Annotated in this window: 23 protein-coding genes; 9 read left to right on the plus strand and 14 right to left on the minus strand. The window is 58.5% G+C overall.

Features of this window, described 5'->3' with window-relative positions; genetic code table 11:
- Nucleotide 1 precedes the first annotated feature (1 nt).
- Nucleotides 2-493, minus strand: coding sequence for an RNA pyrophosphohydrolase (locus tag ABJT94_RS13165; RefSeq protein WP_348474236.1), 492 nt, complete (start codon nt 491-493; stop codon nt 2-4).
- Between the two features lie 353 nt (nt 494-846).
- Between ABJT94_RS13165 and ABJT94_RS13170 the strand changes: the two genes are divergently transcribed.
- The gene (locus tag ABJT94_RS13170) at nt 847-1,503 is read left to right on the plus strand and encodes an HAD family hydrolase (RefSeq protein ID WP_348474237.1); all 657 of its coding nucleotides are present in this window, start codon (nt 847-849) and stop codon (nt 1,501-1,503) included.
- A 3-nt stretch (nt 1,504-1,506) separates the two neighbouring features.
- Complete coding sequence (locus ABJT94_RS13175) at nt 1,507-2,664, plus strand: imelysin family protein (protein ID WP_348474238.1); 1,158 nt, start codon at nt 1,507-1,509, stop codon at nt 2,662-2,664.
- On the opposite strand, the gene ABJT94_RS13180 is transcribed toward ABJT94_RS13175, so the two are convergent.
- Nucleotides 2,635-3,444, minus strand: coding sequence for a 3'(2'),5'-bisphosphate nucleotidase CysQ (locus ABJT94_RS13180; RefSeq protein WP_348474239.1), 810 nt, complete (start codon nt 3,442-3,444; stop codon nt 2,635-2,637). The genes ABJT94_RS13175 and ABJT94_RS13180 overlap by 30 nt on opposite strands.
- Before the next feature lie 310 nt (nt 3,445-3,754).
- On the opposite strand from ABJT94_RS13180, the gene hslR reads away from it, so the two are divergent.
- Both hslR and hslO read left to right on the plus strand, forming a co-directional pair.
- Complete coding sequence (gene hslR / locus ABJT94_RS13185; RefSeq protein ID WP_127560248.1) at nt 3,755-4,147, plus strand: ribosome-associated heat shock protein Hsp15; 393 nt, start codon at nt 3,755-3,757, stop codon at nt 4,145-4,147.
- Nucleotides 4,148-4,186: 39 nt separating this feature from the next.
- Nucleotides 4,187-5,059, plus strand: coding sequence for an Hsp33 family molecular chaperone HslO (gene hslO, locus ABJT94_RS13190; protein WP_348474240.1), 873 nt, complete (start codon nt 4,187-4,189; stop codon nt 5,057-5,059).
- 38 nt (nt 5,060-5,097) lie between these two features.
- Here the strand turns inward: hslO and ABJT94_RS13195 are convergent, their stop codons facing one another.
- Nucleotides 5,098-5,382 (minus strand): HlyU family transcriptional regulator, encoded by a 285-nt coding sequence (locus tag ABJT94_RS13195; RefSeq protein ID WP_348474241.1) that lies wholly within the window; start codon nt 5,380-5,382, stop codon nt 5,098-5,100.
- Nucleotides 5,383-6,343: 961 nt separating this feature from the next.
- Between ABJT94_RS13195 and ABJT94_RS13200 the strand changes: the two genes are divergently transcribed.
- On the plus strand, nt 6,344-7,189 hold the full coding sequence (locus tag ABJT94_RS13200) for an MBL fold metallo-hydrolase (protein WP_348474242.1): 846 nt from the start codon (nt 6,344-6,346) through the stop codon (nt 7,187-7,189).
- Nucleotides 7,190-7,255: 66 nt separating this feature from the next.
- On the opposite strand, the gene ABJT94_RS13205 is transcribed toward ABJT94_RS13200, so the two are convergent.
- Entirely contained in the window at nt 7,256-7,870 is a 615-nt protein-coding gene (locus ABJT94_RS13205) for a LysE family transporter (RefSeq protein ID WP_348474243.1), read from the minus strand.
- A 224-nt stretch (nt 7,871-8,094) separates the two neighbouring features.
- Between ABJT94_RS13205 and ABJT94_RS13210 the strand changes: the two genes are divergently transcribed.
- Nucleotides 8,095-9,861: a choice-of-anchor I family protein gene (locus tag ABJT94_RS13210; RefSeq protein ID WP_348474244.1), complete on the plus strand. Its 1,767-nt coding sequence runs from the start codon at nt 8,095-8,097 to the stop codon at nt 9,859-9,861.
- A gap of 191 nt (nt 9,862-10,052) precedes the next feature.
- On the opposite strand, the gene ABJT94_RS13215 is transcribed toward ABJT94_RS13210, so the two are convergent.
- Entirely contained in the window at nt 10,053-10,481 is a 429-nt protein-coding gene (locus ABJT94_RS13215; protein WP_213679106.1) for a GNAT family N-acetyltransferase, read from the minus strand.
- 218 nt (nt 10,482-10,699) lie between these two features.
- On the opposite strand from ABJT94_RS13215, the gene ABJT94_RS13220 reads away from it, so the two are divergent.
- Nucleotides 10,700-11,746 carry a Fe(3+) ABC transporter substrate-binding protein gene (locus ABJT94_RS13220; RefSeq protein ID WP_348474245.1) on the plus strand — a complete coding sequence of 349 codons (1,047 nt, stop codon included), beginning with the start codon at nt 10,700-10,702 and terminating at the stop codon, nt 11,744-11,746.
- A gap of 99 nt (nt 11,747-11,845) precedes the next feature.
- On the plus strand, nt 11,846-13,552 hold the full coding sequence (locus tag ABJT94_RS13225; RefSeq protein ID WP_348474246.1) for an iron ABC transporter permease: 1,707 nt from the start codon (nt 11,846-11,848) through the stop codon (nt 13,550-13,552).
- Between the two features lie 110 nt (nt 13,553-13,662).
- Here the strand turns inward: ABJT94_RS13225 and ABJT94_RS13230 are convergent, their stop codons facing one another.
- The 9 genes from ABJT94_RS13230 to ABJT94_RS13270 form a co-directional block, all read right to left on the minus strand.
- The gene (locus tag ABJT94_RS13230; protein WP_348474247.1) at nt 13,663-14,799 is read right to left on the minus strand and encodes an ABC transporter ATP-binding protein; all 1,137 of its coding nucleotides are present in this window, start codon (nt 14,797-14,799) and stop codon (nt 13,663-13,665) included.
- Nucleotides 14,800-14,949: 150 nt separating this feature from the next.
- On the minus strand, nt 14,950-16,014 hold the full coding sequence (locus ABJT94_RS13235; protein WP_348474248.1) for a phospholipase A: 1,065 nt from the start codon (nt 16,012-16,014) through the stop codon (nt 14,950-14,952).
- Nucleotides 16,015-16,123: 109 nt separating this feature from the next.
- Nucleotides 16,124-16,909, minus strand: coding sequence for a transporter substrate-binding domain-containing protein (locus tag ABJT94_RS13240; protein ID WP_348474249.1), 786 nt, complete (start codon nt 16,907-16,909; stop codon nt 16,124-16,126).
- A 68-nt stretch (nt 16,910-16,977) separates the two neighbouring features.
- Nucleotides 16,978-18,159: a VWA domain-containing protein gene (locus ABJT94_RS13245; RefSeq protein WP_348474250.1), complete on the minus strand. Its 1,182-nt coding sequence runs from the start codon at nt 18,157-18,159 to the stop codon at nt 16,978-16,980.
- A 6-nt stretch (nt 18,160-18,165) separates the two neighbouring features.
- Nucleotides 18,166-19,011 (minus strand): AAA family ATPase, encoded by an 846-nt coding sequence (locus ABJT94_RS13250; protein WP_213679099.1) that lies wholly within the window; start codon nt 19,009-19,011, stop codon nt 18,166-18,168.
- Between the two features lie 272 nt (nt 19,012-19,283).
- A complete protein-coding gene (locus tag ABJT94_RS13255) occupies nt 19,284-19,952 on the minus strand; it encodes a hypothetical protein (protein WP_348474251.1) in 669 nt (222 codons plus the stop codon).
- Between the two features lie 403 nt (nt 19,953-20,355).
- Complete coding sequence (locus ABJT94_RS13260; RefSeq protein WP_348474252.1) at nt 20,356-21,246, minus strand: NAD-dependent protein deacetylase; 891 nt, start codon at nt 21,244-21,246, stop codon at nt 20,356-20,358.
- 82 nt (nt 21,247-21,328) lie between these two features.
- Nucleotides 21,329-22,126 carry a thioesterase family protein gene (locus ABJT94_RS13265; protein ID WP_348474253.1) on the minus strand — a complete coding sequence of 266 codons (798 nt, stop codon included), beginning with the start codon at nt 22,124-22,126 and terminating at the stop codon, nt 21,329-21,331.
- Between the two features lie 211 nt (nt 22,127-22,337).
- The gene (locus tag ABJT94_RS13270; protein ID WP_348474254.1) at nt 22,338-22,649 is read right to left on the minus strand and encodes a DUF2007 domain-containing protein; all 312 of its coding nucleotides are present in this window, start codon (nt 22,647-22,649) and stop codon (nt 22,338-22,340) included.
- Nucleotides 22,650-22,800: 151 nt separating this feature from the next.
- Here ABJT94_RS13270 and ABJT94_RS13275 point away from each other — a divergent pair, with 151 nt between their 5' ends.
- On the plus strand, nt 22,801-23,637 hold the full coding sequence (locus tag ABJT94_RS13275) for an ion transporter (protein WP_348474255.1): 837 nt from the start codon (nt 22,801-22,803) through the stop codon (nt 23,635-23,637).
- Nucleotides 23,638-23,740: the final 103 nt, after the last annotated feature.

Genomic DNA, 23,740 nt, shown 5'->3' on the forward strand with positions numbered 1-23,740 from the left:
ATCAACCACGTCGTCTCAGCTCCTTGTGCACCCTGGGCGCCAGCTCGGCAAGAGCCTGGCGATAAACGTCCCGTTTGAACGAGACCACCCGGGCCAGCGGATACCAGTAAGATACCCATTCCCAGCCATCGAATTCGGGGTCGTCGCAGTCGTTGAGAATGATGTTGTGGTCCTGCCCGGTCATGCGCAGCAGAAACCATTTCTGCTTCTGACCAATGCAGATCGGCAAGGCGTTGTAGCGGATCATCCGCTTGGGTAGCCGGTAGCGCAGCCAGCCACGGGTGCAAGCGAGTATCTCGACGCTCTCTGGCTGCAGGCCGACTTCTTCCTGCAATTCGCGGTAAAGGGCGTCGGTCGGGGTCTCGTGGGCACGAATGCCGCCCTGCGGGAATTGCCAGGCATCCTGGCCAATGCGCCGGGCCCAGAGCACCTGGCCGCGCGAGTTGGTGAGAATAATGCCCACGTTGGGGCGATAGCCATCGGAATCGATCATGATCGCCAGCATCCCCCTGTGACCGGATTCGCACAGCGTGCGAATCAATGAATGTTGGTGACCGCCGCAGCTTGGCCTGCCGGCGTGCACGACCCTCTTCCCACTCCCACGAAAAACCGGTTAAGAGTAAGGCACAGAGTCCGTCTGTTCTGACTGCATTGTTCCACATCGGCCCGAAAACACCAAACAGGTCACATTCAAGGCAGCAACCCGGGCTGCCAGGCTTGTCGTGCAGCCTGTCGCTTGTACCTGACCGGCCATGCCCGTATTCTTGGCGGCCAATAAAGCCTCCGCCTGGCGACCTTCGAGTCTACCCTGCCATGCGAGTCGTTTGGCCACTAAGGAGCCCCGCCTTGACCCTCGCTATCTTTGACCTGGACAACACCCTGCTGGCCGGCGACTCAGACCACGCCTGGGGCCAGTTCCTGATCGATCAGGGCCTGGTCGACGCCACCGTCGTAAAAGCCGCCAATGAAGCTTTTTACCAGCAATACCAGGCCGGTGAGCTCGATATAGACCGCTATTTGCGCTTTTCGCTGTCGTTTCTGGCCAACAAGCCGCTGGATGAACTGGCCAGCCTGCACCGTCTTTTTATGGAGTTGGTAATCGAACCGATGATCGCTCCGGGCACCCAGGCTTTGTTGCAGCACCACCGCGACCGGGGCGATACGCTAATGATCATCACCGCGACCAACCGCTTTGTGACCGGGCCCATCGCCGAGCACCTGGGCATCCCGAACCTGATCGCCTGCGAGGCTGAACAGCAAAACGGCGCCTATACCGGCCTGCCAACGGGCATTCCCAGCTATCAGGAAGGCAAGGTGGTGCGCCTGCAAACCTGGCTCGATGAACACGGCGAGTCACTCGACGGCGCCTGGTTTTACAGCGATTCACTGAACGACCTGCCGTTGCTGCGTCTGGTCGACAACCCGGTCGCCGTCGACCCGGACGCCACTCTGGCGGCCGAGGCCCAGCGCCAGAACTGGCCCATCATCAGCCTGAGGGACTAACTCATGCGCCTTGTGACACCTGCCCACGCACTGCTTGCCCTGCTCACTCTGGTGTTAATGGGGTGTTCTTCGTCGAACGAACCGGCAACCGAGGCCGAAGCCCAAGACCCGTCCACCCAGCCCGAGCAAGCCGGGCCTGAACCCGATGTTCAATTCGCCGGTCTGGCCCGGGCGTTCCAGGCCCAGGCCGAAACCGCCGGCGAGGCCATGCAGTCGGCCTGCCAGCCACTGGGCTCAGCCGTCCAGGCGTTTCTGGATAACCCGGAAACCGGCCTGCAGAGTGACGCTCAGTCTGCCTGGCACGCGTGTTACGAAGGCTGGCAGGCCTTCTCGCTGTTTCACCGGGTCGCGTTTAATCCGGCTGCTCAGGAAGCGCTGAATCGCTCCCGCCGGCTGATTAATGTACGCCCTTTTCTGCCCGGTTACGTCGATGCCCTGCCAGACTACCCGTACAGCGGCCTGGTGCATGAAACCGGTATGGATTTGACGCTGAACAACCTGCTGGAACAGCATCAGCTGTTGGATCTGGAGTCACCCGCCCTGGGGTTCCCTGTGGTCGAAACACTGCTCTGGCAAACCGACCTGAATACCTATTGGCTGATTTCCGGTGAAGATGGCGACCTGACCATCACACGCCGATACCAGTATATGACACTGGCGACGGAGCATCTGCTGCAGCAACTGGAACAGGCTCGCCAGCGCTGGTCCGGGCAAATCGGCTTTACCGGCCTGCCAGAACCTGCACAGCAACGCATTGTGCTGACCAGTCTCGACCAGCAGATCCGCCAAGACCTACTTCAGCTGGCCTTTGCCGACGACGCACCGCAAGAGCCGGACTGGCATCACCCAAGCGTAGTGGCGGGCCAGGGAAAACGCCACCTGCTTGCTCGGCTAGCGGGGTTGGAAGCGCTGCTGGATAGCCCGGACGAGGGCGTCAGCGCACTGGAATCCTGGCTGGAGCGCCGCGGCGGACCTGTCACTGCTGAAACACTGGGCAACCAGCTTACGGCAGCGGTTGATGCCGTGACTGCTCTGCCGGAAAACGCACCGGCCGGTGATCCGGAAGCAGAAGCCTGGCAACAGGCAGTGGCTGCAGTCACCGGACTGGCCGACCAAGTTAGTCAGCTAGGGTCACCCCTGGAGACAGAGGACAGCCAGTAAGTCCGGATCGGATACGGCGACAAATTCCGGGTTGAGCGTCGAGGCTTTTCCGTAGCGCAGCGGCTCGCCGCTCCATTGCACCAGTCGGCCCCCGGCTGCCGTAAGAATGGCCTGGGGCGCGGCGGTATCCCATTCGCTGGTTGGCCCCAGCCGGGGGTAACAATGCGCACTGCCATTGGCCAGCATCATGAATTTAAGCGCGCTGCCAATCGAGCGGGTTTCAACGTCATAACCGGCGGTTTCAAGCCGATCGCGCCAGGCACCCTGCCAGACGGAACGTCGGCTGCCTAGCACCTGAACCGGCCCGGTCACCGCCTCGGCCCGGATGGCCGTGGCGTTACCAGGGGTACCCTGTTGTGCGGCTACATCCTGCCCACCCCACCAGCCAATACCCGTCACCGGTTGAAAAAGCATGCCGAAAATCGGCTGATCTTCGTGCATCAGGGCGACATTAATCACAAACTCATCACTTTTGTGCAGAAACTCACGCGTACCGTCCAGGGGGTCAACCAGCCAGTAAGTCTGCCAGCTCTGCCGATCCGTATAAGGCACCAATGCTTCTTCGGACAGCACCGGGCAGTCAAGAATGGTGGGCAACCCGGCCACTAACCGGAGCGATGCGGCAAGATCTGCCGCGGTCACCGGGGAGTCATCGGCCTTGTGGTCCGTCTGCCAGCGCGACCGGTCGTGATACACAGCCAGAATATCGTCACCGGCTTGCTTCATCAGCTGAAACAGGCTGCTGATCTGTGGGTTCGACAGCTCAGGCCGGGGGATCATGAATCACCTCTCATGGAATGCCCTCATCGCGATAACGGTTTTGAATTCAACACCGCCCAGTCTACCATGAACCTGAAGGCCCCCTTGTAACTCGCAGGCCCAACCCTTATTAACGGATGCCCTGGTGGCTTGGTTGTATTTCGTGGCATAAGCCCGTGCCAGCCACCGGATGTACCTCTCCGGGGTCGGCGTGAATCCGTCCCCACAGGGGCAGCCCTGGTATCCGGCGCGGACCCATGCCACCCAGCTGGCCTTATCTACTAAACTAGAGTTAGCAGCGATTAGCTGGCTAGCGATACTGAGAGAGGTTATGACCGATACTCCCGTACGACTCGACAAATGGCTCTGGGCGGCGCGCTTCTTCAAAACGCGCGGCCTGGCGAAAGACGCCATTGAAGGCGGCAAGGTGCATTACGATGGCGCCCGTGCCAAGCCGAGCCGCAATGTAGAGGTGGGTGCCATGCTGCGTATGCGGCTGGGTTTCGATGAGAAAACCGTTGAAGTGCTGGCGCTCAGTGACAAGCGGCGTGGCGCTCCGGAAGCGCAGTTGCTGTATCGGGAGACAGAAGAGTCGGTCGAGAAGCGGCTGGCCATGGCGGCGCAGCGTAAAGCACAGAATGCGGGCCAGGCGGCGCCCGATCACAAGCCGAGCAAGAAAGACCGGCGCGATATCCGTAAAATGAAAGATTCCTTTAACGCCTAGGGCAGTGTCTAAAACGCCCTGGCCTATCACGAGGCCTGCATGAGCAACCCCGATCTGACCCAACGCTTTTTGTTCGACCATACTCACATTCGCGGTGAAATTACCGGCTTGCAGCGCAGTTATCAGGAGGTGCTGGCCAAGCACAACTACCCCGAGCCGGTGCGCCTGTTGCTGGGTGAGTTCATGGCGGCGGTGGCGTTACTGAGCGACACCCTGAAATTCGATGGCACCCTGAGCCTGCAGGTTCGGGGCGCCGGTCAGGTACGGATGCTGATGGCTGAATGCCGGGATAACCGGGCTCTGCGGGCCATCGCCCAGTACAACGATGATTTCAGCGCCGACCAGGCACTGCTTGGCAACGGGCAGTTGGCAATTACCATTGAGCCGAAAAACGGCAAGCGCTACCAGGGCATCGTGTCGATCAACGACGGAGACCACAGCCTGGGCCACGCGCTGGAAGATTACTTCCGCCAGTCCGAGCAGATTCGCACCCGGGTCTGGCTGTTCGCTGACCAGCAGATCGCGACCGGCCTGCTGCTACAGGCCATGCCCCATTCAGCCAGCGAAGGCAGCCTGGAAGTGGACGACGACGCCTGGAACCGGGTGGTTCATCTGGCCGAAACGTTAACGGCCGACGAAATGCTGTCGCTCGACAACACTACGGTGCTGCAGCGCTTGTTTCACGAAGAAGAGGTACGCGTCTACGATGCCCGTCCGCTGGAGTTTGAGTGCACCTGCACTCGCGAACGCTGCGCCAATGCGATTCTGATGCTGGGTGAAGAGGAAGCCCAGACTGTTGTAGCCGAGCAGGGGGAGATACGCAGCGACTGCCAGTTCTGCCACCAGCACTACCAGTTCGGGCCCGACGACGTTACCGAACTGTTCGAGTCATACAAGCAACAGTTGAACTGAGTATTCAGCCCCGATCACTGCGCCGGGGCTGACGATCTTTAATCAAAGATCCGATCACCCAACTGGTCAATCATCAGCCGCGCCTTCACCAGCGTGAAGTTGCACGCCTCGTCTTCACCGGCCACCAGGTCAGACCGAATAAAGGTATGCCGCTGTTCCGGCTCTCCCGGCTTCACGATGATGCCGCTCACCCGGAACTGACCGCCTTCGGGAATCGGCGTTGGTGTCACCTGGTACCCCTTGTACTCAATCGTTTCACCCTTCACTTCCCGCGGACTTGCCGGCCCACCGGCCATTGCTTTCTTTAACCATCCAAACATCATTTTTCCTTACTGCTAGTGCAGTAGTGCACGTTCTATTTTGGCTATAAATTTCAACCGACGCCGCTTCGAGCCGAGTGCTGGCTGCCGGGTAGACCTATCCGGGGTGGTTCGCAGCAGGGACTAAAACGCCAGGAGCGTTTTAGCACGAGCAGAGCGAGCCCGATGGGTGAATCCCACGGATGGGATTCATATCCTGCGATCTAGGCCCCACGGACGGGTTCACGCCGACCCTAGATAGGTCAGCCCGGTGGCCAGCTAGACCTCATGGCCAACCAGCAAACCCAGCCACCGCAAGCCAAGATTGTACCGCCTTCCTGCAGCCATGGCGTCAAATTCACTGCGTGAACTGTAATGTTAGGTAACTGACTCGGGCAAAGTGATCGAACGGGATTCTAAAAGTGTTACTGACACTCCCTAAGTGTTACCTATACACACGTCAGCATGGTGTAAAGCGATGTTAGCCAGAGGACCCACTGGTTACATATTGAACAGTATTTTTTAAGTTATTGTTTTTAAAGCATTTTTTAAAACTGGCACGCAGACTGCAATCATCTACGCACAACGATAAAGACACCCACAAACAAAAACAAAAACAGGGTGATATAAGAGCGATACGTGCCTGCCCAAAAACAATAACAAGGGCACAGTTTTTATTTAAGGCCTCCTAAAAACAACAACAGGGCCAGCTTAGCTAATTAGCTAACCTACGTGATCATCACGTGTATTACCTGCATCGATTCACTCTATTGATCGAGTCGCCCCCTCCGGGCGATTTTGCTGTGCCTGTCTGTTTTGCAATCCTTCTACCTGCACCTTCCTCCATCAAAACGCCCGGGTCACTGGGGTCGCTCGCCTCGTAACGCCGTCGTGACATTACAAACGCGGGTCTCTGTGGTCGCTGGCCTGTGAAGCGGGCCGTTGAAGGCCTAAGGTAAGCTCATGCCTGCCACAGGAGACCAGAATGAAACTGCATGCCCTGCTCGGAAACTCCCAGAAACTGGATGGCGGTGCCATGTTTGGCAACGCCCCCAAGGCTTTGTGGGAGCGCTGGCTCCCGAGCGATGACCAGAACCGGATCGATCTCAGCTGTCGCTGCCTGCTGGTGCAGGAGCCTGATCGAAACATCCTGTTTGAAACTGGTGTCGGCGCGTTCTTCCCGCCAGCTCTGCGTGAGCGCTATGGGGTGCAGGAAGCGCAGCATTGCCTGCTGGACTCCCTGGCCGACCTTGGTCTGGGGCCCGATGACATCGACATCGTGGTGTTGTCTCATCTGCATTTCGATCACGCCGGGGGGCTGCTTAGTGCCTGGCAGGAAGGGAAGACGCCGCAGCTGGTGTTCAAAAACGCCTGGTTTATTGTGGGTGAACAGGCGTGGCAGCGGGCGATTCAGCCACACCCGCGAGACAAAGCGTCGTTCATTCCCGAGTTACCCGCCCTGCTGGAAGCCTCGGGCCGGCTTGAGCGCATTAATGGCACCCGGTCGAAACGCCTGGGCGATGCTTATCGCTTTCATTATAGCGATGGCCACACACCGGGCATGTTACTGACCGAAATTCAGACCGATGACGGCCCACTGGTGTTTGCCGCCGACCTGATTCCCGGTAAAGCCTGGGTGCACCTGCCGATCACCATGGGCTACGACCGTTTTCCGGAGGCGCTGATTGACGAGAAACGCCGCCTGCTATCCGACCTGGCCAGACGCAATGGACGGCTGTTCTTCACCCACGACCCCAGCATTGCCGCGGGCCGGGTGGTTAAGGATGAAAAAGGAAAGTTTTCCGTGTCCGACGAGACCGCGGCCGTTTGATGGCGGGCGTCACAGCCGGGGCAGCCTGACTGACCCGGGAAGCCTGGTACTGAAACAGCGCTCCGGCTACTTCAGAATCGACACGACCAGCCGGCCAGCCAGCGCCACCAGAATGACCCCGAATACCCGCTCGAACCAGACTGAATGGCGCTTAAGACGCTCCAGCCAGGCGGGCGTCGAGAACAACCAGGCCACGACCAGATACCAGCCGCCGTCAATCACCATGGCGGTTGCGGCGTAACCCAGCTTGGCCAGCACCGAGGTATCGGCACCGACGACCTGACTGAACAGGGCAATAAAGAACACCGCAACCTTGGGGTTCAGGAACACCACCAGAAAACCATCCCGGGCGGCGCTGGCGGTGGTGGGTACATCCGGTAACTCGGCTTCGGGGTTGGCCCGCGCGCGCAGCCCCTTAACGCCGAGCCAGGCCAGGTAGAGCGCACCGCTCCATTGCAGGGCGGTAAAGGCGACGGGTGAGGCCGTGATTAAGGCTGCCAGGCCAAAAATACTCAGCAGCGCGTAGAGGCCAATGCCCAGGCCGTGTGTCAGCGCCACAACAATGCCGTTGGAGCGCCCGCCCGCCAGGGTTTGCTTGAGCACCACCGCCAGTGAAGGGCCAGGCGACATGGCGCCCAACATGCAAATACTTACCACCGCCAGCCAGGTTGCCCAGGTCACAGTTCACCTCTGAAGAATCGTGTCTTGATCGTCGTGTGTATTGGGGTCCAAGTCAGACAGCCATCGACCTGGACCGGGCAAGACTAACCAAAGCCAGAACCATTGTCATCCGCATGAAAGCCAGCTGTCGTTTTGCTGTCACCATTTTGTCGTCAGGCTGTCACACAGGCTCCGTAGCGTGAGTGGGTATAACAACACTCACCGACCAACGACAGGATGCCGAAATGACCCTAAAACCTCTTGCGCTTAGCCTGGCTGCCGGCCTGACGCTCAGCGCCTGCAGCACCAACCCGACCCAGTCTGCCGACCGTGCCTTGCCCGCCGGCGACCCCAGCGTACAAATCGATATGGTAGGCCGTTACACCAGCGGCATTTTCGATGAAAGCGCCGCCGAAATTGTCGCCTACCACCGGGCGTCGGGCTATGCCTATCTGACCAACGGCGCAACGGGTCGCGTGAATGCTGTGCGCATCAGCAATCTGCTGTCGGAGCCTGCGGTTAACCCCTACACCCTGAGCAACCTGGCCGATCGCAGCGATGCCGTACCGGAACAGGTGTGGGTGGCCGACCCCTATATGGGCCAGCGCAAGATCATGATCGGCGGTGCCAACAGCCTGGCCGTGCACGGCGACTTGCTGGCGATAGCTGTCGAGAACGAAAACAAGGTCGATAAGGGCGCGATTCTGTTTTACCGCCTCAACGACCAGGGCGACACCGCCTTCGTAAAAGGCGTAATGGCCGGTGCCCTGCCCGACATGGTGACCTTTTCACCCGATGGCCGCTACGTACTGGTCGCCAATGAAGGCGAACCCAGCGGCGACTACCTGATCGACCCGGAAGGCAGTGTCTCCGTCATCCCGGTTACCCGGGGCATACCGGATGACCTGGCGATTCAACTGAACTTCAATGGCTTTGATGACAACTACCACCCCGATATCATCACCGGCAACAACCCGGACCCGGACTACACGCGCCTGTCGCAAGACCTGGAGCCGGAATACATCACCGTCACGCCCGATAGCCGCACCGCCTTTGTTTCGCTGCAGGAAAACAACGCCCTGGCACGAATCAGCCTGAACGACACCCCCAGTATCACCGGACTGTTCCCACTGGGCTTCAAAGATCACGGCGTCACTGAAAACAGCCTCGATGCCAACAAGGACGATGAACTGGCCGCACTGTCCACCTACGCCGGCCTGTTTGGCACCTACCACCCAGACACCATCGCCAGTTACAGCGTCAATGGCAGCAATTACCTGGTCACGGCCAACGAAGGGGATGCGCGGGAATACTTCTCCGACGCCGAGAGCGAAGCGCAATGCAAGGGCCCCTTGCCCCTGGGTCAGTATGACTGGGATGAAGACGACGGCTGCCTGGTGTACACCGACGAAACTGAAATCGGCGACGTTCAACTCGACGCCTCGCTGACCGGCTTCGACGACATCGCGGATCTGAAAATCAATAAAGCTCTGGGCGACAGCGATGGGGACGGCGTGTACGAAGCCGCTTACGCCTACGGCGCCCGGTCCTTCGCGATTTTCGACGACATCGGCGCCCTGTTGTACGACTCCGGCGATCTGATCGAGCGCATCACGGCTGATCGTTTTCCCGAGTATTTCAACACCACCGACAACGAACTGGCCATCGATGACCGCAGCGACAACAAAGGCCCCGAACCCGAAGCCCTTACCCTGGGCCAACTCGGCAATCGCACCCTGGCCTTTGTTGGCCTGGAGCGCATGGGCGGCTTCATGACCTTCGACATCACCGACCCGGAAGCGGTTGAGTTTGTAGCTTACACCAATCACCGAAACTACGACGCAGCGGTGGCGGCAACCGAAGACGGTGACCTGACCCCCCAAGCCGGCGACCTGGCCCCGGAAGGTATGCAATTCATACCCGCCAGCCAGAGCCCATCGGGCGTTGCCCTGTTGCTGGTTGCCAACGAAGTTAGCGGCACATTGAGCGTGTATCAGGTTCAACAGCAGTAACTGAGCCAGGTGCCAAATTTCACTTTGTGGCCTTGGCCCGCGTCGGTTACCGGTGATGCTTCTGCGGGGTCGGCGTGAACCCGTCCATGGGGCCTAGACCGCAACATCCATGTTGCGGACTTCCCCGCAGAAGCATCACCGGCACCCGCCGCTCACATTGCGCAAACCTGGGAACCGGGTGACTAAAAGTGTTAAACGGGCCAGCGCATGCAGTATTGGGCGTGTGGCCCGTCTTCCGGAGCGTCCGCTTCGGGAACAATCTCGAACCCCATCGCGAAATAGAACCGCTGCGCCTGATAGTTCTCCTGAAACACCTTGACCCGCAACTCGTCGTGCAACTGCTTCACGTGCTCGACCAGCTCCCGGCCGATGCCCTTACGCTGATGCTCCACCTTGATGAACAAACCATTAATCCGTTTGCCCTCCAGCGCAATGTAGCCAGCGATGTCTCCCTGCCGCTCCCACAGAAACGCCTGCTCCAGCGGTAGCCGGTGCTCGCGCAGGTGCCGCATATCCCGGGCGATGTAGTCGGGGTCGATAAAAGGGTGGGCGATCAGACTGGCATCCTGGTACAGCTCGGCCAGCTCGTGGAAATCGGTATTGGTGGCGTGTCGGATCATCGGTCACTCCTGCCCGCAATGGGCTTGCTGATCGGGCTGAGGCAGCACAACAGCCAGTCTAGCAGCCTGCCTGAGTTTCATCATGCCATCACACACGTGCCCGAACACCCCTTACGTTCCTTTATTAGTGTCTTTCGGGGGGTGTGTCTATTGACAGCGGCAGGCCCACAACTGAGAATACTTATCATATTGAAAGCTTTTCGCAACGGAGATCAAGAATGACAACAAGTATCAAACGCACAGTGAAGCACCTGACGCTGGCAGCCCTGCCACTGGCCGCCAGCCTGACCGTTACCGCTGCCCAGGCAGAGGAAGTGAACATTTACTCCTACCGCCAGGCATTTCTGATTGAACCCCTGCTGAACGCCTTTACCCAGCAAACCGGCATTGAAACTAATGTTATCTACGCCAGCTCTGGCCTTAACGAGCGCATCGAACAGGAAGGCCGCAACAGCCCGGCCGATATTATCCTGACGCCGAACACCACCATTCTGGTCGATGCCTACGACAAAGGCCTGACCCAGGCAGTCGAAAGCGACATCCTAACCAGCAACATCCCGGCCCAATACCGCGCCGACGACAACCACTGGTTTGGACTGACCACCCGTGGCCGCGTGATCTACGCCTCGAAAGACCGCGTCGAGCCAGGCGAGATTACCACCTATGAAGAACTGGCAGACCCTCAGTGGGAAGGCCGCATCTGCACGCGCAGTGGCAAGCACAATTACAACCTGTCGTTGTTCGCCTCTATGATCGAACACCACGGCGAGGAATACACCAAAACCTGGCTGGAAGGTGTTAAGAACAACCTGGCGCGCACTCCTCAGGGTAACGACCGTGGCCAGGTGAAGGCCATAATGGAAGGTGAATGCGACCTGTCTCTGGGCAACACCTACTACTTCGGCAAGATGATCACCAACACCGCAGAGCCGGAACAGGTTGAATGGGCCAACTCGGTCAACATTGTTTTCCCGAACCAGGAAGACCGGGGCACGCACATGTTCATCTCCGGTGCTGCCGTTGCCAAGCACGCGCCAAACCGTGACGAAGCGGTACAACTGCTGGAATTCATGAGCCAGGATCTGGCGCAATACATGTACGCTCAGGAAAACTTCGAATTCCCGGTCAAGCCCGGAACGCCTTACTCAGCCTTGCTGAACCAGTACATGGGCGACTTTGTGGCCGATGACGTCAGCCTGACGGCCATCGTTGACCACGTCGATGAAGCCTCTCGTCTGGTCGATGAAGTCGGTTACGACTTCTAAGCGCCCCAGCCTTGCAGTAAACTGGCAAACGGCAGCTTCGGCTGCCGTTTTTGTTTGTCCGCTACCCGACCACTCCTTTTATCTGTAACAGAGGCATTAATGGCCAACCAGCCAGCACTGGGCACCCGACCGGGTATTCCGTTTTTCAGGCATCTGCGTGCCTGGCCGGCCACGGTGTTCATCATCGCCGGGCTGGTGGTGTTGCCGGTTCTGTCGGTGTTTTACCTGGCCCTGTTCCCGACCGACAACATCTGGCGTCACCTCTACAACACGGTTCTGTTTCGTTACATTGAAACCACGCTGCTGTTGCTGGCCGGCGTCGGCCTGCTGAGTTTTACTATCGGGGTCACCACGGCCTGGCTGGTTACCCTGTGCCGATTTCCGGGGCGACGGGTGTTTGAATGGGCACTGCTGCTGCCTTTTGCGGTACCGGCTTACGTCATCGCCTTTATTTACACCGATATGCTTGAATTCGCAGGTCCGCTGCAAGGCGCGCTGCGCGATCTCTTTGGCTGGCAGACCCGCCGGGACTACTGGTTCCCGGAGATTCGCAGCCTGGGCGGGGCCATTGTGCTGATGTCACTGGTGCTCTTCCCCTATATCTATCTGATGGCCCGTGCAGCCTTTATGGAGCAGGGCAGCAACGTGCTGGCCGCCAGCCGAACCCTGGGCTGCACGCCCTGGCAAAGCTTTTACCGGGTGTCGTTGCCCCTGGCTCGACCGGCCATAGCCGTCGGCCTGGCGCTGACGCTAATGGAAACCCTCAACGACTTCGGCACAGTCGACTACTTTGCGATTCGCACTCTAAGCCTTGGCGTTTACGATACCTGGCTGAACATGGGCAACCTGGGCGGTGCCGCCCAGATCGCCAGCATGATGCTGGTGTTTGTGGTGGTGCTGGTGACACTGGAGCGCATTGGACGCGCCCGGCAACGCCACTTCGGACAAGGCAAACCCAACCAGGATTCAGCACTCTATACCCTCACCGGTCTGAAAGCCTGGCTGGCTTTTCTGGCCTGCGCCCTGCCGCTGGTGCTTGGGTTCGCGGTACCGGCGTTTCAGTTGGCCAGCTACGCTCTGGGAAATTTTTCCGCCTACTGGACTGAAGATTTCGTCGCGATTTCCTGGAACAGCCTGTTTTTGGCAAGTGCCGCTGCGCTGGTGACCGTCGTTATTGGCACCCTGCTGGCATATGGCCGGCGCTTGCACCCCAACCGGAGTGTCCGGTTGTTTGTCAGTCTGTCGAAACTGGGTTACGCGATGCCGGGAACGGTCCTGGCGATAGGCGTTCTGATCCCACTGGCGGCATTCGACAACAGCATCGATGCGTTCTTGCGTGCCCGGTTCAATGTATCCAGCGGTTTATTGCTCAGCGGAACGGTATTCGCACTGATCTTCGCCTACAGCGTGCGCTTTCTAGCCGTCGCTGCCGGGGCTGTTGAGTCGAGTCTCGACAAGGTCACCCCATCGATGGACAAGGCCGCCCGCTCGCTCGGCATGAACAGTCTGGAGACGTTGCGCCGGGTCCATCTGCCGCTGATCCGCCCGGGTCTGCTCACCGGTGCCCTGGTCGTCTTCGTCGATACCATGAAGGAGTTACCGGCCACCCTGATGCTGCGCCCCTTCAATTTCGACACCCTGGCAACCTATGTGTACCAGTACGCCTCAGATGAACAAATCGAAGTCGCCGCCATGGGCGCGCTTATGATTGTGCTGGTGGGCTTGTTGCCGGTCATCATGCTGAGTCGGTCGATCAAAGGCGGGCGTAAGGCGGCTCCTGTATTGCCGGTGGCTGAACAGGGGTAGCGGGTTACTACGGATTCCCAGGTTGAAATTACTTTAGTGCCTCGAGTCCGTGCCAACTGCCGGATAGCTGTCACTTAATAAGGTGCTTCGTCCATAACCCTTTTCGTAAGCTACCGGGCCGCTGCGCCGAACATGGCGGCTGGCTGACTTTGGCTGGCCATCGGTGTAGTGGGGCTATGCCAGTCAGCGGGGTCGTAGTGGTTGCTGGTGGGAAACGCCACAAGGTTGGCGGAAGTGAGTGCCAGTCCCAGGGTTGAGCCAGGCTGAAACACGGCCTGGGAGCCAAACTGGGCTTCGAGTTCCCGGCCGCTGTGCAATGTGAAGCGGTAGAGCGTCTGGGTGCCCAGAAACTCGCCACTGAGTGTTTCTACCTGAACGGCGTCGAAGGCGTCGGTGACGTTGACTTCATGCGGCCGTACGAAAATATCCAGGCTGGTGCCCGCAGCCCAGGGGTGGCCTGGTTGGTGAACCCGGCCCAGTTCGGTTTCCAGCGTTTGGCTGTCCAGTACCCGGCCTTCAATCCAGTTGCCATCGCCGACGAAACTGGCCACCAGCGGTGTGGCTGGCTGGTGATAGACCTCGGCCGGCGTGCCCCATTGCATTAGGCGGCCCTGATCCATAATGCCCAGACGGTCGCTGACCACAAAGGCTTCATCGCGGTCGTGAGTGACCATGATGGCGGTAATGCCGGCGGTTTTCAGGATGTGGCGAACTTCGCGCGATAGAGTGCGGCGCAGTTCGGTATCGAGGTTCGAGAAGGGTTCGTCCATTAACAGCAAGCGCGGCTTTGGCGCCAGGGCACGGGCAAGCGCGACGCGTTGTTGCTGGCCACCCGACAGTTCATGGGGGTAACGGTCGGCCAGAGCATCCATTTTGACCAGATCCAGTGCTTCGCGGATGCGGGTTTCGCGTTCAGGTCGGCCAACCGACTTGAGCCCAAAGCCGATGTTTTCACGCACGGTCAAATGCGGGAACAGGGCATAATCCTGAAACACCATGCCGATGCCCCGGGCTTCCGGGGCGACGCCAGCGCCAGGCTTGGCTATGCAGGTGTCATCGAGCTCGATTTGGCCGGCGACCAGGGGGGTGAAGCCGGCAATGGCTTGCAACAGGGTGGTTTTACCGCAGCCACTGGGGCCCAGCAAACAGCAGATATCGCCTTCGTTCACCTGCAGCCCGATATCCTGCAACACCGGGACCGGGCCGTACTGGCATGCCAGACTGTCGATATTCAACAACGAATTCACCGCACCCCCAGTGCTGATCTATTCAGATTCTCACTAGCAAGTGTAAATGAATATCAGTATGTGGCAAGTGATGCAGGGTGTTTTACCGGGCTTTACCTTTCGGTGCGCCGTGCCTAAAGCACGGTCAGGGGTCACTTTGCTCAAAGGGCTTTAGAGCCAGCCGTTCAGTTCAAAGCCCAGGCCCAGGGTTTGGTTGAAGCGATCGTAATCGATCAGGTTTTCGCCATAGCCATGAAAATACTGCAGACGCCCCCTCACCCGGTCGTTGACCGGAAACGACCAGCTCAGCTCCGCGGCGCCGCGGTTGGGGTCGGCCTGTAAATTGTTCCGCACCATCAGGGCAAACTGGTGGGTATCGCCACCGTAGACGATGTTCAGGTCAAAGTGTCCCATGTAATCGAGGATATCGGGGTTGTCATCACCCAGAGGGTCGCCCGGGTAACGCTCTTCAGGTGCCGGTATGCGCAGCCATGGCCGGAATGCAAACGCCCAGCGATCGCGTTCCCAGATGGTCTGAAAGATCACCCGGTTCCAGCTTCGGGAATCATCTCCGGCCAGTCCATTGGACTGATGATTCAGTGAAATAGCGTTACCGATGTTGCGCAGACCGCCCAGCTCAATGCGGCTGCCCATTGCCAGAATCAGTTCGGGTTCATGATTGGTTTCGCGAAACGGGGACGACAGGTCGAAATTGTAGGCCTGCCAGAATGAACGGGTGGTGTAAGCGAAAGACAGCGACCCGTAATCCCGGTACAGGCTCTCCAGAATCACCACCTTGAGACTCAGCTGAAACTCAATTTCAATCGGTTGCAGTTCCTCTTCACCCTGGGTATTGGGATTCGGATCGGTGGAAAAGGCAATGGGCAATAAATAGTTGGGCCGGTGCGGCAACAGGCTAAAGGGGTTATTCAGCGAAAATTGTTCAAGCGCAATGCGCCGTCGCAATGGCGTCTCATCGTCGCTGACCCCGCTGCCCGTCCGGCTTTCAAGACTGCAGTAATTACGCAATGACGCGATGCTGATGACATTGGACGCACTCTCTATCAACTGCAGCATGCACTGCTCGTAGGGTGTCAGGACAATCGACTGCGGCTCTGCTACCGATTCTGATTCGTTGGCTGTTTCTGACGCATTCTCAATGCCCGAATCATCGACACCCACCATCTCGCCAAACGCACTGGGAATGCTGATCGCGAGCATTAATAGCAGTAACACCCTCCCCCTGGCACCTGGGGCCAGATGAGAAAAAACCGGAACCATACCTGACCACCCAAACAGACAACCAGCCTGCAGCCTACCAGAAAAAACAGGAATACTACTCCTATTAACGCCAGTCGCTAACACCGTAGTCGGCCAGAATCTGCGCCAGCTCGCCGCTGGCCCGCAGCCGGGCAATGCCGTCGGTCAACAGGCGGGCATAGCCTGATGAGGCCGTGAAGGCGGGGCTGAAGGCGATGTATACACGCGCAGCATTAGCCTCTGCCGGCACATAGCCTGCCCGTTTGAATTTATCGGACTGTCCGGAACGGCGCAGTTGGTAACGCATCACGTGTTCATCTTCAAGTAACACCTGAATGCGGCCCCGCTCCAGCATCATAAGCCCATTCTTTAGTGGAGTGACCCCGTGCAGCTCAGTGATGTAGGGACGATGTTGCTCATCCTGCAGCATGTTTTCGATGGTATCGCCATAACTGTAACCGGCGATCACCGCCAAGTGTTGCCCTTCAAGCGAGCTGGCTTCGTGGTATTGCCAGGGGGATTCTGCCAGGGTCCAGAAGGCATTCGCCATTTGCCCCTGGGCCAGGTCGGGAAAGACAAAATCAGGCGCTTCCAGCCGGGTCGCACCAATAACGCCATGAAAGGCGCCATCACGCGTTTCCTGCAATGCCCGCACCCAAGGTCTCTGATGGTACTCAACCTGATGACCGGCTGCCTGGAAGACCCGCCTGGCAATCTCAACCATGAAACCCACGCGCTCGGTTTCCGGCTCGCAGTTATAGGGGCACCAGGGGTCGGCGACCAGCCGTATGGTGTCGCCAGTGGCCAGGGGCACCTGGCTGAGCGCCATCGCCGCCCAGAACAGGGCATACACCCACACCTTTTTCATCATCCGTAACCTCGGTGTGTTGCCGTAGATCTTTACATTCAGTATACCCCTGCTGGCCAGATAAGAAACCGTCAGGTTTTACCGCTGAGTGCTCCGATACCCTGGCTTAACCCCTCTACCGTCAGCGGGTACATTCGATCGTCTATCAGTTGGCGCACCATCTCGATGCTTTGGGTGTACGGCCAGTACTCACGGCCGATCGGGTTAAGCCAGATGCTGCGTTTGAAATGGCGCCTCAAGCGTTCAAACGATACCGCCCCGGGCTCTTCGTTCATAAAGTCGATGCTGCCGTAGGCTGCGGCAATTTCGTAAGGCGCCATCGCTGCATCGCCAACGAAAATCACTTTGTAGTCCGGTCCGTACTTGTGCAACACCTCGCTCAGCGGCGTAACCGACTGCCGCCCGAGGCGGTTGTCGTGCCAGACATGGTCGTAGATGAAATTGTGGAAATAGAAGTGCTCCAGGTGCTTGAACTCGCTGCGACAGGCCGAAAACAGCGTTTCACAGACCCTGACGTGATCGTCCATCGACCCGCCCACATCCAGAAACAACAGCACCTTAACCGCATTATGCCGCTCGGGCCGGGTGCGAATGTCGAGCATGCCCGCGTTACGGGCGGTGTAGCGAATGGTGTCGTCGAGAGCCAGTTCCTCACGCGCACCGGTGCGGGCAAACTGACGCAACTTGCGCAGCGCCATCTGAATGTTGCGGGTGCCAATGTCAACCTGATCGTCCAGGTTGCGGTACTGGCGTTGTTGCCACACCTTGGCCGCACGGCGGTGTTTGCCAGGGCCGCCAATGCGAACGCCCTGGGGGTTGTACCCACCATGCCCGAATGGGCTGGTACCGCCAGTGCCGATCCAGCGATTACCACCTTCGTGCCGGCCTTCCTGCTCTTTGAGCCGCTCTTCCAGCGTGGCCAGCAATTCATCAAGGCTGCCCATGGCCTCCAGTGCGGCTTTTTCCTCGTCACTCAGATCGCGCATCAGCTGCTGGCGCAGCCAGTCTTCGGGGACGTCTACTTCCAGCGGGTTCGGCAGTGCTTCAAGACCGTCGTAGAAGTCGGCGAACGCCCGGTCGAAACGATCGAACTGGGTTTCATCCTTGACCAGGCACAACCGTGCCAGCTCGTAGAACGCATCCGCGTCGGCCGACCCCAAGCCCGCATCGAGAGCCTCCAGTAGCGTCAGCAATTCTTTGGGCGTGGCACTGACCCCATGCTGGCGGACCGTGGTAAAAAAACGAATCAGCATGACAACTCAGCGCTCGCGCCGGCTCATGAAGGCCAGCCGTTCGAGCAAGTGCACGTCCTGTTCGTTTTTCAGCAAGGCACCGTAGAGCGGCGGCAATGCCTGACGAATGTCACCGTCTTTCAGCGCATCGGCGGCCAGCCGGTCGCTGACCAACAGCTTTAACCAGTCGATCAGCTCAGACGTTGAGGGCCGCTTTTTGAGACCAGGCACTTCCCGAACCTGAAAGAAAACCTGCAAGGCGTCGCGCACCAATCGGGATTCAAGATCCGGGAAGTGAACATCAACAATGGCCTGCAAGGTCTCCGCATCCGGGAACTGAATGTAATGAAAAAAGCATCGGCGCAGGAACGCATCGGGCAGTTCTTTTTCATTGTTTGAGGTAATGATCACCACTGGTCGCTGCACGGCTTCAATGGTTTCGCCCGTTTCATAGACGTGAAACGCCATGCGATCGAGCTCAACCAGCAAATCATTGGGAAACTCGATGTCGGCCTTGTCGATCTCATCGATCAGCAACACCACGCGCTGTTCCGCAGTAAAGGCCTCCCAAAGTTTGCCGGGGCGAATGTAATGCCGGATATCATGCACCCGGTCATCGCCGAGCTGGCTGTCGCGCAAGCGCGACACCGCATCGTATTCATACAACCCCTGCTGCGCCCTTGTGGTCGATTTAATGTGCCACTGAACCAACGGCATCCCCAGCGCAGCGGCAATCTCTTCGGCCAGCAGAGTCTTGCCGGTGCCTGGCTCCCCTTTTACCAGCAAGGGCCGCTGCAAGGTGATGGCGGCATTCACCGCGCGCTGTAACTCACCCGTGGCAATATAACGATCGGAACCGGAAAACGTCGACATTCGAAAACCTGTACAAAGCGGATTTGCCACGAGTGTAGGCCGAGCCGGGCACAGAATAAACGGCTGTTACGCCAGCTCGTCTTTCTGGTTGCTAATCAGGCGGGTGATTTGAGGATTGTTGACGGGTTGCTCCTGGTTGCCGTTGCGTTGGCCTGGGAGGCAGTCGGCCGCGTAGGCACCGGGAGACCGTATCCGGTGGCAATCACGAGTTATACAACCAGATCGCACTCAACCATCAGGGTTCAACCACTCAGGGCTCCCGAAGGCAACAATCAAGTGTTGGCCAGATAACTGCGAATGCCAGCGTTGGTTTCGGAGCCGGGTGCCAGACGACTGGCGATGAGCATAACGTCCATGGCCTGGGTCATGCGATAGCGGTCAGCGTCGCTGAGAGCGGCTGCGTCTGAATCGTTGGCCAGCGACTGCTCAAGGCGTTGCTGCAGGGCCTTGTATTGGGGAGCATTGGACAGCGGGGAAGTCGCTTTAAGTTCGGTCAGGGCTGCGGAAGTCTCGTTGAGTAACAGTGCCAGATTGCCGTCTTCGGGCACTTTACTGGCCAGTGCTTCGAGGTCCTGTTGCAGGTCGATAATCGCCTGTGGTCCGGCATCTTTAATGGCCGGTTTATCAGTGTTGTTCGCAGCCTGTGACTGACCCAGCAAACGCTCTGCTTCACTGCTGTCGATAAACTCGAGTTCTTGCAAACGACTGATAAAAGCAGCGCTGACTTCGAAGCTAGGGCCCGTAATGGTGAACTCTTCGTTTAACGCCGCAAGGCGCTCTGCCCGGGAGCTGAAAGTGGCACTGTCATCACTCGTTGCCGTGGCTGATTCTGCCTGAGCATTTTGGGCAGGTAGCGTGGTGGCGCTAACCGCTGTGTCCTGCCCACTGGCGTTCTGGTTCACCCCGGTTGGCGACACTGGAGTTAGAGGTGAGATGGCCATCGTTTGCATCCTGTCTGGAATCCTGAGCGATCCACTGCAAGGGCTATTCCAGTTAGCTGAAACCCGCGCTACAAGGCGTTTTTCTCGCGTTTTAAGGAACCTCTATACGGATTGCAGTCAAACTAGCGGCTATGCCTTGCCGCTTGAAAGTGTCCGACAATTTAGTGTCGATGCGCAGGCAAGTATTTGGAGTCTTTGAAATCAAATTTGACGACTAAGGTTAGTGACCGGTGCCGGGTGCGGTCATCCGGGGGAGTCCGCAACAGGGATGTTGCGGCCTAGGCTCCATGGACGGATTGAGTGGGCGGCATTCCGCACGACCCCGGAGGACCGCACCCGGTGCCGGTCACGAATTCTGCCACCGATTTCATTTCAACGTTTTTGGACCAACCACCCAGACGAACTACCGGGACAGCGCCCAACTGGCCAGCGTATCGCCGATGGGGGCGTTCAGGGTCAGGTCCATCAGGGCGTCTGCCCGGGTGGCGCCGAGGTTGAGGGTTGCCATGGGGATGTTGGACTGGTGGGCGTGACGGCAGAAGCGATAACCTGAGAAGACCATTAGGGAGGAGCCGATGACCAGCACGGCATCGCTGGCTTCCAGCGCCGCCATGGCGTGTTCTACCCGGGTTTTGGGGACATTGTCGCCGAAGAAGACGACATCTGGCTTTAAAATGCCGCCGCAATGTGGGCAATCGATGACCTCGAACTGACTGAAATCCAGCTCTAGGTCGGCATCGCCATCGGGGGCGGTCTCGGCACTGTAGCCGCTGAAGGCAGGGTTGGCGAGGCGTGAGCGATCGTGGACTTCATCGCGCGGGCAACGGTAATGGCAGCTCATGCAGACCACTTCATCGGCCCGGCCATGCAGATCGACCACCTCTTGGCTGCCGGCTTTCTGGTGCAGCCGGTCGACGTTCTGGGTGATTAGCGCCGACACTTGCCCGGCTTGCTCCAGTGACACCAGCGCCTGATGCGCGGCGTTCGGGGCGGCAGTTTGCATCACTGGCCAGCCGATCAGGCTGCGCCCCCAGTAGCGCTGGCGCACCGGGTGGCGGGTCATGAACGCCTGGTGTTGAACCGGGGGCCGGCGCTTCCAGCCGCCTTTATCGTCGCGATAATCCGGAATGCCCGAAGCCGTACTGATGCCCGCGCCAGTGAGAATGAACAACCGGGGGTGCCGGTCAATGAAGTCCGCAAGCCGTTCTGCCGCCTCCCCGACAGCCAAAACCCGAGGGTCACGACTGGATGGTGGCATGGCGATGCTGCGAAACCCTGACTCGGCGGCCCTCATTATGTGGCTGTCTCCATTGGCGGTTGGTTAGCGAAGATTCGGCAGATGACGCTTTAGCATACGACACTACTCCGGTTTTCGTTCACGCAAACACCGTAATGGTTTGTCGGCTAATCGCGATTAGGTCGCCATGCGCATTCCAGATATTGGCCTCAGTGTGGCCGTAACCTTCACCCGCCTGACGGGTGATGGCTCGATACCCAAACCAGGCATCGGCCGGCACCTCGGCATGGGGGTGCAGGAATTCCAGATTCCAGGCCAGGGTGCTGGCGGGTGCTGGCGTCTTGAGCTGCTGAAGCAGAGTGGGTGGCCAGGCGTCGATCAGGGTGATCAGATGCGCATCGGTGAGCGCAGCCGGGGCTGCTCTGAACCGCATAAAACCGCCATGGTGTGAGGTATCGGATCCGGTAAAGGCAATGTTGCCATCGATCAGGTTAACGTCGATGTGCTGGAAAAACTGGGGCGTTACCTTGGGTATAAACGGCAGGAAGACCGGGTTCTCCGGCTGTGTAAAAGGCGGTGTCTCAGTATTCTCGACGCCGGTAACGGAAGTGCGTGCCTGACCAAAGCTGGCCAGAATGGCTACGCCCACCTGCCCGTCCTGCACCACCCGAGCTTCTACCTGGGTGACATTCTTGCCTTCGCGCAGCACTTCGACCTGAAACCCGAAGGGCGCGTCTGTCGCGACAGGCCCGACAAAGCTGATGCTCATCGAGCGCAAAACCCGGTCTGCAGGTACCGATGCCCGCATGACCTGATACGCCAACCCGGCCGACAAGCCTCCGAATACGGTACGGCCCTGGCCCCAGCTGTCGGGCACCGTCATTGTTTGGTCAGTGCCGCACTGGCGGGCCCGTTCCAGGAGTTCTTCTATGGTCATGGTGGCGATTCCTCATAGTGGTCCATGTGTGAAATTCTGTTACTAAGGAGCGATGCCAGCAAGTTCAGAGCGAGGCCCAGAACCTTAAAAGATGAACCGCCGGAATAGCACCGCTATTTCAAGGTTTGACAACGAAGCTCTGGGCTTGCTGGCAACGTGAACAGTGACAGAACTTTCCGCATGGCCCACTAATGGCCAAACCGGCCGGTTATCATCGTTGCGGCGGCTCGGCCCCACAGGCCCAGCACAGTTCGAAGCTGCCGGCATTGCGTTCGCCGCACTGGGCGCAGAACCAGTCGGCCTCATCAGCCTGAGCCGTTGCCTGGTCGATCAACTCGCGGGCGCGTGCTTCGTCATCGTCTTCCGCCACCCAGAGCTCAGGCCAGACATCGATCGGTGCCAGCTCGCCCATGGCGCCGACAGCGAATTCATTGCGCACCTGGCAGTCGATCCCACGGGATTCCAGTAAATGGCGTATATGGATGACGGCAAAGTGGTTGGGGTGGGTAAACACCAGCTTCATGAGGTCTCCTTAAGCTGTGGCCTAGCTTAGGGAAGGCGGGGGTGCGGTGCAATGCAGACGCGATCTTTTCATAGAGATTGAGCAAGACGATAGGATGCACCGACATGCCCCCGTATAATCGCCCTCTTGAGAATCATGGAGTCCCTGCATTATGTCTGGTGTGTCTTCCCAATCACTGGCGGTACAGTTGAAACGCGTCGAGTCTAGCCGTCTGTTTCAAATTGTGGTCATCAGCATCATCATTTTGTCGGCCATTACCATCGGCGCCAAAACCTACGATGTGCCACCACTGCTTAGCCGCGCGCTGTCGGTGATGGATTACGCCATCACCTATTTTTTTCTGGCCGAGATTCTGTTCCGGTTTGCGGTCTGTGAAAACAAGAAGCGCTTCCTGCGCGATGGCTGGAATCTGTTTGATACGCTGGTTGTGGTGGGCAGTTTAATCCCGCTCGACAATGCGGACGCGGTGTTGATTGGCCGGCTGTTGCGGGTGTTCCGGGTGCTGCGCCTGGTATCGGTGGTGCCGGAATTGCGTTCACTGATCAATGCGTTGCTCAAGGCGATTCCGCGCATGGGTTATATCGCGCTGCTGATGTTTATTATTTTCTACATCTACGGTGCCATCGGCTCCCTGTTTTTTGCCAACATCAATGAATACCTCTGGGGCGATGTCTCCATTGCCATGCTGACGCTGTTTCGCATCGCGACGTTCGAAGACTGGACCGACGTCATGTATGAAACAATGGCCGTTCATCCACTCAGCTGGGTCTACTACCTGACCTTTATTTTTCTGACAGCCTTTGTGTTTTTAAACATGATGGTCGGCGCTATTCTCGATGTTATGACGGCCGAGCAAAACGCCAGTTCACAGGAGCAGGCCCACCAGGAGCGTCACGACCTGGCCGAGCAAATGAACCAGATGCAGGCACAGATGCAGCGAATGGAGCAATTGCTGGAGGGTAAGTCAGAAGGCAATTCAAACCACTAACGTCGGTGGTCTGTTTTGCTATGTTGCTAATCGCCCGCGTCCGGCACCGGCGTTGTCTATCCGGGGTCGGCGTGAACACATCCCTGGGGCCTAGACCGCAACA

It is taken from the genome of Saccharospirillum sp. (assembly GCF_039982735.1).
GTDB lineage: Bacteria > Pseudomonadota > Gammaproteobacteria > Pseudomonadales > Natronospirillaceae > Saccharospirillum.